Raw genomic sequence first — 13,618 nt, forward strand, 5'->3', positions numbered from 1 at the left:
GGTCGTATCCAACCAATATCACCATATAAACGCTGACGCTAAATACGAAAAATCGTGATGGATACCCCGGCGAGGCGCCCTCGACCCCTACTCGTCGGCGCCGACGATCCTCCCGTCCTCGCGGGAGGCCCGATCTCCGTCCTCCTCGAAGACGCCGTCGAGCAGGGCGCGCTGGGCCTTTCGGAGGTGGTTGTGGAACGTCGGGGAGGAGACGTCCATCGCGTCGGCGACCTCCTCGGCCGTGCTGCCGCGCGGCCAGTCGAAGTACCCGCCGTGGTACGCCGCCGACAGCGCGGCCCACTGGCGGTCGGTGAAGCGGTCGGCGATCCCGTCCCGCAGCGCCGACTCCGTGCGCGGCGAGCGCGCGACCGACTCCTTGCTCGCCAGCCTGACGCCCGCGAACCGGTCGCGGAGCCCGTCGGCGACGGGCCTGACGTTCGTTCCCTCCGGGAAGTCGGCGACGACGCGGACCCGCCCGTCTGCGGTCGACGCGTCGCGCACCGTCGCCCCGTGGTCGATGAGCGCCCTGACGAGCGACCCGCCCGCGAGGCGCACCGACGCCGAACACCCGTCCTCCCGGGTCTCGATCACGCGGAAGTCGGAGACGCCCCTGACTTCCTCGACGACGGTCGCGAACTCCTGCGGACCGGCCCCGTCGACGGAGAGGTACGCCCGGGAGACCTCGTCGTCGACGTCGACGGTCGAGGCCAGTTCGATCCGGCAGTCCAGCCGCTCGCTCGCCCGGGCGAGGAACGCGCCGTCGTCGGTCGCGCGGAACTCGACCTCGGTGACCGCGTCGGAGTGGAGCAGCTCCCGCCACCGGTCCGCGGTGATCAGCCGACCGAGGCAGCGTCCGAGGACCGCGAGCGAACGCGTCTCCGCGTCGTCGACCGGGTCTGCGGCGGCGGCGACGACGCAGAGCGCGCCGTGGACCGCGCCCTCGTAGGCCGCCGGCACCGCGACCGCGGGCCGGCCGCCGGTCTCCTGTCGGCCGTCGGTCGAGACCGGCGCCTCGTCGGCTATCGCGTCCTGCCACGGGCCCCGCGCGGACACGTCGCGCTCCGCGAGCGTCGCCCGGTCGACGCCCGCGGTCGCGGCGATCTCGACCCGCTCGCCCCCGACCGCCCGACGGGCGAACCACGCCTCTGTCCAGCGGTCCGCCTCGGTCAGCCCGGCGGCGACGGCGGCGACGGGGTCTGACGGCCCGGACTCGGTGAGCGCCTCGAACCCCGGGAGGACGGTCGTCCCGGTCCGCCCGACGGTGGCGTCGGCGTCGGCGCCGGCGTCGACGGCGAGGGCGGCCGCCAGCGCCTCCCCGTCGAGCGGGTCGAGGTACGGGTCGAGCGTGCCGAGCGACTCCCAGCCGCCGGCGTCGCGGACGGCGCGCGGGTCGACATCTCGGTCGACGAGGTGCCGTCTGGCGAACGTCTTCCGGAGGGCGCTCGGCGTGACCCGCTCCTCGGGGGCGGCGTCGGTGCGATTCGCCGCTCGCGCCGCCGTCTCGCGCACGATCATCTGGACCCGGCGGGGCGAGACGTCGACGTACGGGTCGTCCGCGCCGAGCCCCTCGCTCGTCGCGTACCGGACGAGGTCGGCGGCCAACGAGGCCGGAACGACGGTCTCGCGGTCGATCTGCTCGTCGATGTCGGCCGGCGGCGCCCCGTCTCCGTCCTCACGCTCGCCGTCCTCGGCCGCCGGTACCGCGAGGAGCCGCGCGCCGGCGCCCGACTCCGCCTCGTGGAGGTGTCGCGGGGCGACGCGGGTTATCTCCTCCGTCCGGAGGCCGGCCTCGCCCGCCAGCCTGACGACGAGCGCCGCTCGATACGTCTCCGCGGCGGTGACGAGCGCGTCGTAGGCGTCCGCGTCGAGTCCGTCGACCATTCGTTTCGGGAACCAATAAGAAGCCGAAACAAAACTGTTCCGGAAACGCGGATCTCGGTCCCCTGAGCTACCGCGTCGTCGCGAGATTCCTCCGTTCGGAAACGATGTTCCGGAGAAGTACTTCGCATCTGCTCGCATTCCCGAAATACTTCCGCCCGCACCCTCGCCAACGCGATCCCACCCCGACATCCCGACACGCCGACGCGGCAAAAGGGGCTGTACGGTCGGTGGCAGCAGACGGAAGCCGACCGGTGCGGAACGTTCGCCGGCGTCGCGGGCGGGTGGCGGCGACCGAAGCTACGGCCGGCTGTTCTCGTCTCTGACGGTCGACTCGATCTCGCCCACGACTTCCGGGTTCCGGAGCGCGCTCACGTCGCCGAACTCCTCGCCGCGGGCGATGTCCTCCAGCAACCGTCGCATGATCTTCCCGGAGCGCGTCTTCGGGAGTTCCGGGGTGAACACGATCCGGTCCGGGCGGGCCACGTCGCCGACCGCCCCCGCCAGCCGGTCGGCGACGGCGTCGCGGAGCCCCTCGTCGGGCTCGACGCCGCTCTTCGTCGTCACGTACGCCACGATGCGGCCGTCGCCGTCGCCGACGACGGCGGCCTCGGTCACGCCGTCGGCGTCGACGATGGCCGCCTCCAGCTCCCCGGTGTTGAACCGCTGGGCGCGGACGTTGATCACGTCGTCGACGCGACCGAGGATCGTGACGTAGCCGTCCTCGTCGACGGTCGCGCCGTCGCCGGTCCGGTAGCGCCAGCCGTCCTCGCCCCTGAGCCAGTACTCCCGGAGGTAGCGCTCGTCGCCCTCCCGGAGCCCGCGCAACATTCCGGGCCACGGCGACGCGAGCGTGAGGTACCCGGACTCGCCGGGATCGACCGGCTCGCCGTCCTCGTCGACGACGCGGGCGTCGATTCCGGGCAGCGGCGGGCCGACCTTCCCCGGTTTCATGGGGGTTATCCCGGGGAGGGTGGCAAGCGCGATGGCCCCGGTCTCAGTCTGCCACCACGTGTCGACGACCGGCGCGTCGCCGCCGCCGACGTGCTCGCGGTACCAGCGCCACGCCTTCGGCGTGATCGACTCGCCGACCGTCCCGAGCAGGCGGATCGACGAGAGGTCGTGCGACTCGGGGTACTCCGCGCCCCACTTCATGAACGACCGGATCGCGGTCGGTGAGGTGTAGAAGACGCTCACCGCGTTGCGCTCGATCAGGTCCCAGACGCGGTCGCGGTCGGGGTAGTCGGGCGATCCCTCGTACAGCACCGTGGTCGTCCCGGTCGCGAGGGGGCCGTACACCCCGTAGGAGTGCCCGGTGATCCAGCCGATGTCGGCGGCGCACCAGTAGGTGTCGTCCGGGCGCACGTCCAAGACCTTCCGCGTCGTCCACGCGACGTGCGCGAGGTAGCCGCCCGTCGCGTGCTCGACCCCCTTCGGCCGGCCGGTCGTGCCCGAGGTGTACATCACGAACAGCAGATCCGTCGCGTCCCGGGCGACCGGCTCGACGGTCTCGCCGTCGTGCGCGTCGACGAGCGCGCCGTATTCGTGTTCGTCGTCGCCGAGCGAGACGGCCAGCTCGTCGCCGAGGCGATCGACGACGACGGCGGCCGACAGCTCGCTCTCGGCGCGGATCCGGGCGTTGTCCGCCTTCGATTTCTGGTTGAACGCGTCCTCGCGGCGGTAGTAGCCGTCGCAGGTGATCAGGTACTTGGAGTCGGCCGCGTCGATCCGGGTCGCGAGCGCCTCCGCGGACAGCCCCGCGAAGACGACGTTGTGCGGCGCGCCGATGCGAGCGCACGCCAGCATCGCGATCGGTAGCTCCGGGACCATCGGCAGGTACAGCGTGACCACGTCGTCTTCCTCGACGCCGAGGTCGCGGAGCCCGGCCGCGACCGCGTTCACCTCGCGGTGGAGGTCGAGATAGGTGTACGACCGGCGCTCGCCGCGCTTGCCGAACCACCGGATCGCGAGCTGGTTCCGGCGGTCGTCGAAGTGGCGGTCGACGCAGTTCGCCGCGGCGTTGAGCCGTCCGTCCGGGAACCACTCGTAGAACGGCGGCTCGGAGTCGTCGAGGACCGTCTCGTACTCGCGGTCCCACGTCAGGAGGTCGGCCGCCGCGCGCCACGCGTCAGGCCCCTCCCGCTCGAACCGCTCGTACACACCCGGGTCATCGGCGGCGGCTCGCTCCAGGAAGTCGGCCGGCGGCGAGACGACGTCCTCATCGCCGTTTGTCAGCCGCCCCCCGCCACCGGAGTCGTCCATACCACGTGATGGCCCGCGGAGGAACGTATACTTTGTCCGACCGCTCGCCGGGCGAAACGGTCTGGGCAGGACGGTCCGGCCGGAGCGGTCTGCGCGGGGCCGGGCGGCGGTCGGACGGTCTTCGGCGAGCGCCCGACCCGCGGCGGTCAGGCCGACTCTTCGGCGGGCGCCGCCGCCATCTCGGCAGCCTTCGCCCGGGCGCGGGCGACTATCGAGGGCTTCGCCTCGAAGTCGACGGTCACCTGGTCGCCCGCGTACGTCTCCTCGGCGACGTACCCGTGGTCGTGGACCCACGAGACGAGGCTCATCGCCTCGTCGGAGACCGGGAGGACGAGCCGCTCGCGCTCCCAGTCGGGAAGTTCGTCCTCGACCCGGTCGCGGAGTTCGGCGACCCCGGCGCCCGTCTTCGCCGAGACGGCGATCGGGTCGGGCGCGACGCCGGAGAGCGCGGCGCGCTTGTCGGCGAGCGCTCCCGGCTCCAGCCGGTCGATCTTGTTGAACACGGTGACGACCGGGGCCTCGTTGCGCTCGTAGAGGGTGTCGTGGCTCGTGACGAGCTTCTCGCGCATGGCCTCGACCGGCTCGCTCGCGTCGACGACGAGAAGGACGAGGTCGGCGCGGTACACCGAGTCGAGCGTCGACTCGAACGACTCCACGAGCCAGTGGGGGAGGTCCGCGATGAACCCCACCGTGTCCGTCAGCAGCACGTCGCGCTTCTCCATCTCGGCCCGGCGCGTCGTGGTCCCGAGCGTCGTGAACAGCATGTCCTGCGACTCCGCGGTGGTGTCGAGGTCGCGGTGACGCTCGGCGTTCTCGTCGACCGCCAGCTCGGCCGCGAGCCGGCGCATCAGCGTCGACTTCCCGGCGTTGGTGTACCCCGCGAGCGCGACGAGGTCGAAGCCGGAGTCGCGGCGCTGCTCGCGGCGCGCCTCCTCCTTCTCCGCGATCGACGCCAGCTCGTCGCGGATCTCGGATATCTGTCGTTTGATGTCGCGCTCGACGCTCTCGTCGTACTCGCCGAGCCCCATGAACCCGGGGCGCTCGTCGCGCTTCGCGAGGCTCGCCTTCGCCTCCGCCCGGGGGAGCTCGTAGCGAAGCTCCGCGAGCTCGACCTGGAGCTGCGCCTTCCGCGTGTTCGCGCGCTGGCCGAATATCTCGAGGATGAGCGTGAATCGGTCGACCACCTCGACGCCTTCGGGGAGCTTCCCGCCGACGTTGAACGTCTGGTACGGCCCCACGTCGTTGTCGATGATCACCGCGTCAGCGTCGGCGCGCCGGACGAGGTCTCGCAGCTCCGCAACCTTCCCCTCGCCGAACATGAACGCGGCATCCTCGGTCCGGGTCTGGGTGAGTTCGCCGACCACGTCGTAGCCCGCCGCCGCCGCTAACTGACGGATCTCGGAGAGGTCGGCCGCACCGGAGTCGACGCGTTTGGCGACGACCGCTCGGCGTCCGTCGGTTCCTGAGTCGGCGTCGGCCGCCCCCACTCCGGCGCCGTCGCTCATCGGAGGAGGTCCCGGACCGCGTACGCGGCGTGGTGTGCTGCCTGCACTGTCTCGCGCTCGCCTATGCTCTCGACGTATTTAAACTCGGGCTGGAAGCTGAGTCCGACGCGGTCGGCCGGCTCCTCGTAGAACTCGCCGCCCTCGGCGACGATCGGACCGTCGGGCGGCGCGGGGAGGTCGCCCACCGCGTCGGCGGCGAGCGCGACGGTCGCCTCCAGCGTCGGCCCCTCGCGCGCGGCGGCGAACCCCATCCCTTCCACGGAGCGGATCCGGGAGGAGTCGATCCGCGCGTGGACCGCGGCCGCGACCATCAGGTACTCGCCGTCCTCCTCGTGACGGCCGCTGATGTCCACGCCGACGACCTCAGGGGCGGGAACCGTCCACCACCGTTCGACCGGCGCGCGCGTTCGCGTCGACTGCTCGTGCGTCCATGCGAGGCCGTACGTGGGCCGTCGAATTGAACGTTTTCGTGGGTCGCCGCGCAGAGCGGCCCGGCGGCCCGAACGGCACGGTCAGTTCCGGAGGCTGTCGACGACGTCCGCGACGCGGTCGACCGCCTCGTCGACGTCGCCCTCGTCGACGTCGAGGTGAGTCGTGAACCGCGTCGTGTAGTCGTCGAACTCGACGCAGCCGACGCCGGCGTCCTTACAGGCCGCGTAGAGCGACTCGGCCGGGATGCCGGCCGCTTCGGTGTCCGCAACGACGATATTCGTGTCCGGCGCGGGCGCGTCGACGCCGTCGAGCGCGTCGAGGCCGGCCGCGAGCCGCTCCGCGTTTGCGTGGTCCTCCGCGAGGCGGTCGACGTTCTCCAGCGCGCGGAGCGCCGGCGCGGCGATCATCCCGGCCTGGCGCATCCCGCCGCCGAACAGCTTGCGGACCCGGCGGGCGTCCTCGATAAACGCCTCGTCGCCGGCGAGGATCGAGCCGACTGGGGCGCCGAGCCCCTTCGAGAGACAGAACGTGACGCTGTCGGCGTGGGCGACGATCTCGCTCGCGTCGACGCCGAGCGCGACCGCGGCGTTGAAGACACGCGCGCCGTCGAGGTGGACCGGCACGTCGGCCTCGCGGGCGGCCTCGGCCGCAGCCGCGATCTGGTCGACCGGGACCGCGATCCCGCCGCGGTAGTTATGGGTGTTCTCCACGGTGAGGAGACCGGTCCCGGGGCGGTGGAGGTCCTCGTCGACGAGCCCCTCGCGGACCGCCTCGGGGGTCGGGACGCACCGCTCGCCGGCGTCTATCGTCCGCGTCTGGACGCCGGAGAGCTTCGCCGCCCCCGCCAGCTCCCAGCGGTAGATATGCGACTCGCGCTCCAAGAGGAGCTCTTGGCCCGGCTCCGTGTGCGCGTGGACCGCGATCTGGTTGGCCATCGTCCCAGAGGGGACGTACAGCGCGGCCTCGGTGCCGACCGCGTCGGCGGCCTGGCGCTCTAACTCGTTGACCGTCGGGTCGTCGCGGTACACGTCGTCGCCGACCTCGGCGGTCGCGGCCGCGTCGCGCATCTCCTCGGAGGGCGTCGTGACGGTGTCGGACCGCAGGTCGATGAACTCGTCGTCGGACATCTGTTGTAGGCCCTACCGCGGCGCCGGGCATATATCCCGCGCTCGGCGAGCGAGCGGCGCAGCGAACGCGGGGAGGGAGATCCGCGCTCGGCGCGGTCGGTTCCGCGTTCGGTCCCTTCTTATTGACCGGGATCGATCCGTGACGTATGGCAACGGAAGCCGCGACAGACGACGCAGCCGACGCACCGGACGCCTACGGCGCGCTCCTCGACCGCGTCCAGCGGTGGAACGCGGTCGGGAGCGCCTCCGGCGTCCTCGGCTGGGACCAGCAGGTGATGATGCCCGAGGGCGGCACGCCCGCGCGGTCGAAGCAGCTCTCGGCGCTCTCCTCGGTCCACCACGACATGGTCACCGCCGACGAGACGGGCGAACTGCTCGACGAACTCGACGACGCCGACCTCACGGACGAGCAGGCCGCGGTCGTCCGGGAGGTCCGCCGCGAGTACGAGCGCGCCGACGCCGTCCCGGTCGAACTCGTCGAGGAGATCTCCGAGACGGGCTCCGAGGCGCTTCAGGCGTGGGAGGAGGCGAAGGCCGAGAACGACTTCGAGACCTTCGCGCCGTACCTGGAGAAACACGTCGAGCTGAAGCGGGAGTACGCGGAGCACATCGACCCCGACCGGGACCCCTACGAGGTCCTCTTCGAGGAGTTCGAGCCGTGCCTCTCGATGGAGCGCGCGGAGTCGATCCTCACCGAGCTCCGCGAGGCGCTCGTCCCGATGATCGAGGAGATCCGCGCGTCCGATGTCGACCTCGCCGTCGACACCTTCGAGGGGACCTTCCCCGAGGACGAGCAGGAGTCGCTCTCGCGAGAGGCGCTCGAGCTCGTCGGCTACGACTTCGACCGCGGCCGTCTCGACGTCTCCTCACACCCGTTCACGTCCGGGAACCAGTTCGACTGCCGGGTGACGACCCGGTTCGACGAGACCGACCCGCTCGGCGCGGTCGGCTCGACGATCCACGAGTTCGGCCACGCGCAGTACAACCTCGGGCTCCCGCAGGAGCACTTCGGCACGCCGCTGGGCACGTCGCGCGACCTCTCGGTCCACGAGTCGCAGTCGCGACTCTGGGAGAACCACGTCGGCCGGAGCGAGGCGTTCTGGCAGGAGTTCCTTCCCGTCTTCCAGGAGCACTTCCCGCAGACCGAGGACGCGACGGTCCGCGACGCCTACGAGGCGTTCAACCAGGTGTACGAGGACAATCTCATCCGCGTCGAGGCCGACGAGCTCACCTACCACCTCCACATCGTCGTCCGGTTCGAGATCGAGCGCGACCTGATCCGCGGCGACCTCGACGTCGAGGACGTGCCCGAGGTCTGGAACGACAAGTACGAGGAGTACCTCGGTATCCGTCCCGAGAACGACGCGGAGGGGTGTCTCCAAGACATCCACTGGAGCCACGGCAACTTCGGCTACTTCCCGACCTACTCGCTCGGTTCCGTGATGGCCGCGCAGCTGTTCGAGGCCGCCGAGGCCGAGATCGACGACCTCGACGCGAAGATCGCCGAGGGCGAGTTCGGCGACCTCCGCGACTGGCTCGGCGAGAACGTCCACCGGCACGGCGCCCGCTACGAGACGAACGAACTGGTGGTGCGCGCGACCGGCGAGGACTTCTCCGCCGACGCCTTCCTCGACTACGTCGACGAGAAGTACGGCGAGCTGTACGGGATCTGAGGCGCCGTCGAGCGCTCCGAACCCGCTTTTTTCCACCGTCGACGGTCCTCGGCGGGACGCGCTCGTGCGTCAGAACGACCGGTCCGTCGCGGCGGCGTCCGCGTTGAACGCGCCGACGGTCTCCACTGCGGCCGCCCCCGCGGCGTTGCCGACCGTCGCCAGCCGGCGGAGGTCCGACGCGCCGCCGTGCCGCGCGGCGAGGACAGCGCCCGCGAACGCGTCGCCGGCGCCGGCCGGTGTGGCAACCGTCGCCGAGGGGGGAGCGACGGGCACGCGCTTCGTGACGGCCCCGTCGTCGATCCGTATCACCCGCGTCGCGTCGCCGCCGTCGGTGACGAACGCCGTCGCGGAGTGGTCCGCCGGGAGCAGTTCGAGCAGGCCCGCCGGCGTCGGCTCGACGCCGGCCACCCCGAGGTCGTCCGTCCCGGCGAACAGTAGGTCGCAGCGCGGGAGGACCTCTCGCAGCGCGTCTCGGTACTCTTCCGGGCCCGACCACTGGTTCGGACGCCCGTTGAGGTCGAACGCGACGCGGGTGCCGCGCTCCGCGGCCGCCGCGGCGAGGCGGCGGACCGTCGCCCCGTTCACCGCGGCCGGCAGCGTGACTCCCTCCAGCAGGATCCACTCGTACGAGGCCGCGAACGACGCTGGATCCTCCGGCGGTGTGAACCCGTAACAGCTTCCGGCCACCCACGCGTTCCATTCCTCGTCGCCCGCCGCCCCGGCGTACAGCGTCAGCGGTGACGGCGCGTCGACCCGCGCGAGGCGTTCCGTGCCGACCGGGCCGTTCGCGAGGTCCCCGGCGGCGGCCGCTCCGAGCACGTCGGTCCCGACGTTCGTGACGAGGTCGACCTCGCAGCCGGCCGCAGCGGCCCATCGGGCGGCGTTCGTCGCCGTGCCGCCGACGTGCCACTCGAAGCCGCTCCCGGGCGCGATCGGTCCGCCGTCCGTGGGGTAGAGGTCGACCGTCGTGTCGCCGACGACCGCCACTCCTCGGTCGCTGTCACTCACTGTCGCACCGTGTTCGCTACGCTGTAGCGGTACCCGCATGAATCTATCCACTCGATTCCCCCTCAGCCGCGCCCGCGATCCGGCCACCCATGGCCGAGACCGAGCGTGCGTCCGGCTGTGGGATATTTCCGGCCGGAGGGCGTCTCCAATCCATATGTCGCAGCCGCAGCCCGAGATCGACCTCAAGCCGGATCTGACCGACGACGTCGCCCTCGTCACGGGCGCGAACCGCGGTATCGGAGCCGAGATCGCCGCGGGTCTCGCGGAACTGGGAGCGACCGTGTACGCCGGGGCCAGAGACCCGAACGACGTCACCGCGGCGGACCAGCGCGCCGTCGAACTGGACGTGACCGACGACGGGCAGATCCGGGCGGCGGTCGACCGGATCGAACGAGAGCGGGGGTCGTTGGACGTTCTGGTGAACAACGCCGGGATCTTCTCCCGGTCGGGACCGCTTCACGAGATGGACGAGGCCGACTTCGACCGGACGATGGCCGTGAACCTCCGCGGCCCGGTCCTGCTGACGAAGCGGGCGCTGCCGCTGCTTCTGGACGGCCCCGGCGGGCGCGTGGTCTCCATGTCGTCGGGCCTCGGACGCTTCACGGAGGGACGAATGGAGGGCGAGTATCCGCCGTACCGGCTGTCGAAGGTCGGTCTCGGAGGGTTGACGGCCTACCTCGACGGGGAGTACGGCGATCGGGGACTCATCGCCAACGCCGCCTCCCCCGGGTGGGTTCGGACTGACATGGGCGGGGACGGTGCGCCCCGCCAGCCGTCGAGGGGGGCCGAGACCCCGGTGTGGCTTGCCAGGTTCGCACCGGGGAGCCCGGGGGGACTACTCTGGAAGGACCGCGAGCGGGTCCCTTGGTGAGGGCGACGCGGACGCCCCGAGGGGCCGTCCCCGCACTCGCTCCGCGCTTATCCCAGCCGGAACCCGGTCATCAGGACGATGAGCACGAGCATCATCGCTCCCTCGAACAGTCCGACGACGAGGTTCTTCTTCTCGATCGATTCGAGCCGCGAGGCGTCCGGATCCGGCGACAGCGTCTCGTAGTAGGCGCTGAGCTGGAGCCGGTGCGGCACGGCGATCCCGAACGCGAACAGCCCCCAGCCGAGCGCGAGCGCGGCCCCCGACCACGCGCCGCCGAAGCCGTAGCCGAGGCCGAGGTCGGGCGTCAACAGCACCGTTCCGGACAGCACCGTCGTCAGCGAGAAGCCGACGAGGAAGAAGACCGCCTTCGGCACCAGCGTCGTCGTGACCGCGGCCGACGCCTCCTCGCCGAGACCACCGAGCGTCGGACCGATGATCGCCGGGAAGATCAGCGCGAACCCGAACCAGACCGCCCCGGCCGCGACGTGCGTGTAAAAGAGCAGTTCGGTGCTCCCGAGCGCGAGGCTCGCCCCGAGGAACGCCAGCGGGACGAGGAGGCTCCCGGCCGCGAACGCCGGATTCGCGGCCCGGGCGAGGTGTTGGACTCGATCGACGAACCCCTGTTCGACGATGCGGCGATTGGTCTCGTTAGCGACTGCCATGCCGTCTGATAACAATCAACTCTAAAATGCGTTCTGGTCGACACGAACGCGGCCGGTTTCCGCCGCGACCGCCGCCGCGGCGGTCACTTCTCGATGATGCTCTCCTCGACGGCCTCGCCGAAGTGGCGCGCGACGTCCTCGTAGTAGACGAGCGCCTCGTCGCCCGGCTCGACCTCGGTGACGGCCTTGCGGCCCTCGCCCGTCGCGATCTTCACCGTCTCGGCGTTCTGGATGAGCGTCTCGATCCGGTCGGTCCCGTCCTCCGTCTCGATCTCCGCTTGGATCCGGAACATCGGGCGCTTCTCGATCTTTACCCGGCCCACGACCGCCTCGCGGGTGTGGCCGTCCGTGTCGACGACCTGGACCTCGTCGCCGCTCGACAGTTCGGCGAGGTAGTTGGTGCCGCCCTCCGAGTTGCGGACGTAGGCGTGGACCGCCCCCGCGTTCACGCGGAACGGCCGCGAGGCGACGTACGGCGACTCCGCCGTCTCGGCGTGGACGAAGAAGAGCCCGCGAGACATCGAGCCGACGAGCATCCCCTCGCTGTCGTCCATCAGCGACCCCGTATCGATACAGACCCGGTCGGCCCTCCCGGTCTGTTCGATCTCGGTCACCTCGGCGTAGCGGAGATCGAGCGTCTCGCGGTCCGCGGCGTCGCGGGCCTGGACCGCGCCGCGGATCTCGTCGGGTGAGTCGGCGTCGAGGAGGACGCCGTCGGCGCCGATTTCCAGCGTCTCGAAGGCGGTCCGGGCCTCCGCGGCCGTCGTCGCGCCGGCGACGAGGTGGGTCTCCTCGCCGACGCGGGCGATCAGGTTCTCCAGCGGGATGATCGACCAGTCCTCGCCCACGATCACGGTGAACTCGGCGTCGTCGGCGGCGGCCTCGGCGAACGCCTCGTACTCTGTGCCGAGGATGCGGACGTATGCGCCCTGCGCGCGGTCGTCGCGGCGGCGCAGCGTGGTCAGGTCGGCCGACCCGGAGAGGTCCTCCGGCATATCGATCGTCCCGTCGCCCTCCCCGCCCTTCCCGACGAAGTACGCGTCGGCCTCGGCGTCGCTCTCGGCGTCGTCGATCACGTCCGCGTCCGATCGGAAGGCGGCCACGTTCACGTCGCCCAGCTCCCGGACCCGGCCGACGTCCCCCTCGTCGACGAGCACCCAGTCCGCGCCGGCCTCGATGGCGGCGGTGACCCGTCGCTTGCGCGCCTCCCAGTCGCCGACGGCGCCGTCGGCTTTGACCCAGACCGTGCGTGTCATTGTCGGAACCTCACGGCGCGGCGGCTTGAAAACTGCGAAAGGAACAGGGAGTCCGACCGGATCTCGCACGGTCGACCGCGGGCGCTCGGCCCGCCCTCAGGCCTCGACGAACCCGCCCGCCCGCAGCGCCTCGTCGACGCCGGCGTCGTCGTGGACGACCGCCGACACCGCTCTCGCGATCCCCTCCGGGTCGTCGTGCTGGAAGATCGACCGCCCCATCGACACCCCGGCGGCGGCGCCGTCCATCGCGCCGCGTACCATCTCGACCGTCTCCCGGTCGGTGCCCTTCGAGCCGCCGGCGATGACGACGGGGAGCCGCGTCGACTCCGTCACGCGGGCGAACGAGTCGCCGTCGCCCGAATACCCGGTCTTCACCACGTCGGCGCCGAGCTCCTCGGCGAGCCTGACGGCGTGTCCGAGGGCCTCCGGATCGGACTCGTCGACGCCCGGGCCGCGGGCGTACGCCATCGCGAGGACGGGGAGCCCCAGCCGCTCCGCGTCGGCGGTCAGCTCCGCGAGGTCCTCGATCTGGTTCGGCTCGTACTCCGAGCCGACGTTGATGTGGAAGGAGACGGCGTCGGCGCCGGCCCGGACCGCGTCCGCCGCCGTGCCGGTGACGCGCTTGTCGCTCTCGTCGGGGCCGATCGTCGTCGAGCCGTTGAGGTGGACGATGTACCCCGCGTCGTTCTTGTTCGGGTGGACGCGCTCCGCGATCCCGCGCTGGGTGAGCACCGCGTCCGCCCCGCCGCTGGTGACGCCGTCGATCGTCGACTCGATGTCGACGAGCCCCTCGACGGCGCCCATCGTGATCCCGTGGTCCATCGGGACGATCAGGTAGCGGTCGTTCGTGGAGATGCGGTCGAGTCGTGCCGAGAGTCCTGCTGTCATAGTGGGGTGGGTCGTTGTGTGAGAGTGTGGCAATCGTAGGTAAGTGGGTTTCGTTC

At 71.3% G+C, this 13,618-nt stretch carries 11 protein-coding genes; 2 read left to right on the top strand and 9 right to left on the bottom strand.

The window, feature by feature from the left end; translation table 11 throughout:
- Positions 1–87: 87 nt before the first annotated feature.
- The 5 genes from EXE41_RS03145 to EXE41_RS03165 all read right to left on the bottom strand — a co-directional run bounded on the left by EXE41_RS03145 (position 88) and on the right by EXE41_RS03165 (position 7,204).
- Entirely contained in the window at positions 88–1,881 is a 1,794-nt protein-coding gene (locus EXE41_RS03145) for a bacterio-opsin activator domain-containing protein (RefSeq protein WP_137690271.1), read from the bottom strand.
- Positions 1,882–2,178: 297 nt separating this feature from the next.
- Positions 2,179–4,140 carry an acetate--CoA ligase gene (gene acs / locus EXE41_RS03150; protein ID WP_137690272.1) on the bottom strand — a complete coding sequence of 654 codons (1,962 nt, stop codon included), beginning with the start codon at positions 4,138–4,140 and terminating at the stop codon, positions 2,179–2,181.
- 146 nt (positions 4,141–4,286) lie between these two features.
- Positions 4,287–5,645, bottom strand: a complete 1,359-nt coding sequence (gene hflX / locus EXE41_RS03155) for a GTPase HflX (protein ID WP_137690273.1) — start codon at positions 5,643–5,645, stop codon at positions 4,287–4,289.
- Entirely contained in the window at positions 5,642–5,998 is a 357-nt protein-coding gene (locus EXE41_RS03160; protein WP_086215790.1) for a DUF2209 family protein, read from the bottom strand. The genes hflX and EXE41_RS03160 overlap by 4 nt, the downstream gene beginning before the upstream one ends.
- Before the next feature lie 159 nt (positions 5,999–6,157).
- The gene (locus tag EXE41_RS03165; protein WP_086215789.1) at positions 6,158–7,204 is read right to left on the bottom strand and encodes a low specificity L-threonine aldolase; all 1,047 of its coding nucleotides are present in this window, start codon (positions 7,202–7,204) and stop codon (positions 6,158–6,160) included.
- A gap of 146 nt (positions 7,205–7,350) precedes the next feature.
- Here EXE41_RS03165 and EXE41_RS03170 point away from each other — a divergent pair, with 146 nt between their 5' ends.
- Positions 7,351–8,877: a carboxypeptidase M32 gene (locus EXE41_RS03170; protein WP_086215788.1), complete on the top strand. Its 1,527-nt coding sequence runs from the start codon at positions 7,351–7,353 to the stop codon at positions 8,875–8,877.
- 69 nt (positions 8,878–8,946) lie between these two features.
- Here the strand turns inward: EXE41_RS03170 and EXE41_RS03175 are convergent, their stop codons facing one another.
- Positions 8,947–9,885 (bottom strand): carbohydrate kinase family protein, encoded by a 939-nt coding sequence (locus tag EXE41_RS03175; protein WP_086215787.1) that lies wholly within the window; start codon positions 9,883–9,885, stop codon positions 8,947–8,949.
- Between the two features lie 154 nt (positions 9,886–10,039).
- On the opposite strand from EXE41_RS03175, the gene EXE41_RS03180 reads away from it, so the two are divergent.
- A complete protein-coding gene (locus EXE41_RS03180) occupies positions 10,040–10,756 on the top strand; it encodes an SDR family NAD(P)-dependent oxidoreductase (RefSeq protein WP_137690274.1) in 717 nt (238 codons plus the stop codon).
- 47 nt (positions 10,757–10,803) lie between these two features.
- Here the strand turns inward: EXE41_RS03180 and EXE41_RS03185 are convergent, their stop codons facing one another.
- The 3 genes from EXE41_RS03185 to EXE41_RS03195 all read right to left on the bottom strand — a co-directional run bounded on the left by EXE41_RS03185 (position 10,804) and on the right by EXE41_RS03195 (position 13,562).
- Positions 10,804–11,418 carry a hypothetical protein gene (locus EXE41_RS03185; RefSeq protein WP_137690275.1) on the bottom strand — a complete coding sequence of 205 codons (615 nt, stop codon included), beginning with the start codon at positions 11,416–11,418 and terminating at the stop codon, positions 10,804–10,806.
- Positions 11,419–11,501: 83 nt separating this feature from the next.
- Positions 11,502–12,674, bottom strand: a complete 1,173-nt coding sequence (locus tag EXE41_RS03190) for a 3-dehydroquinate synthase II (RefSeq protein ID WP_094495566.1) — start codon at positions 12,672–12,674, stop codon at positions 11,502–11,504.
- A 96-nt stretch (positions 12,675–12,770) separates the two neighbouring features.
- Positions 12,771–13,562, bottom strand: a complete 792-nt coding sequence (locus EXE41_RS03195) for a 2-amino-3,7-dideoxy-D-threo-hept-6-ulosonate synthase (RefSeq protein WP_049929569.1) — start codon at positions 13,560–13,562, stop codon at positions 12,771–12,773.
- Positions 13,563–13,618 lie beyond the last annotated feature (56 nt).

The sequence above is a fragment of the Halorubrum sp. SD690R genome, assembly GCF_005435035.1.
GTDB classification, from domain to species: Archaea; Halobacteriota; Halobacteria; order Halobacteriales; family Haloferacaceae; genus Halorubrum; species Halorubrum ezzemoulense.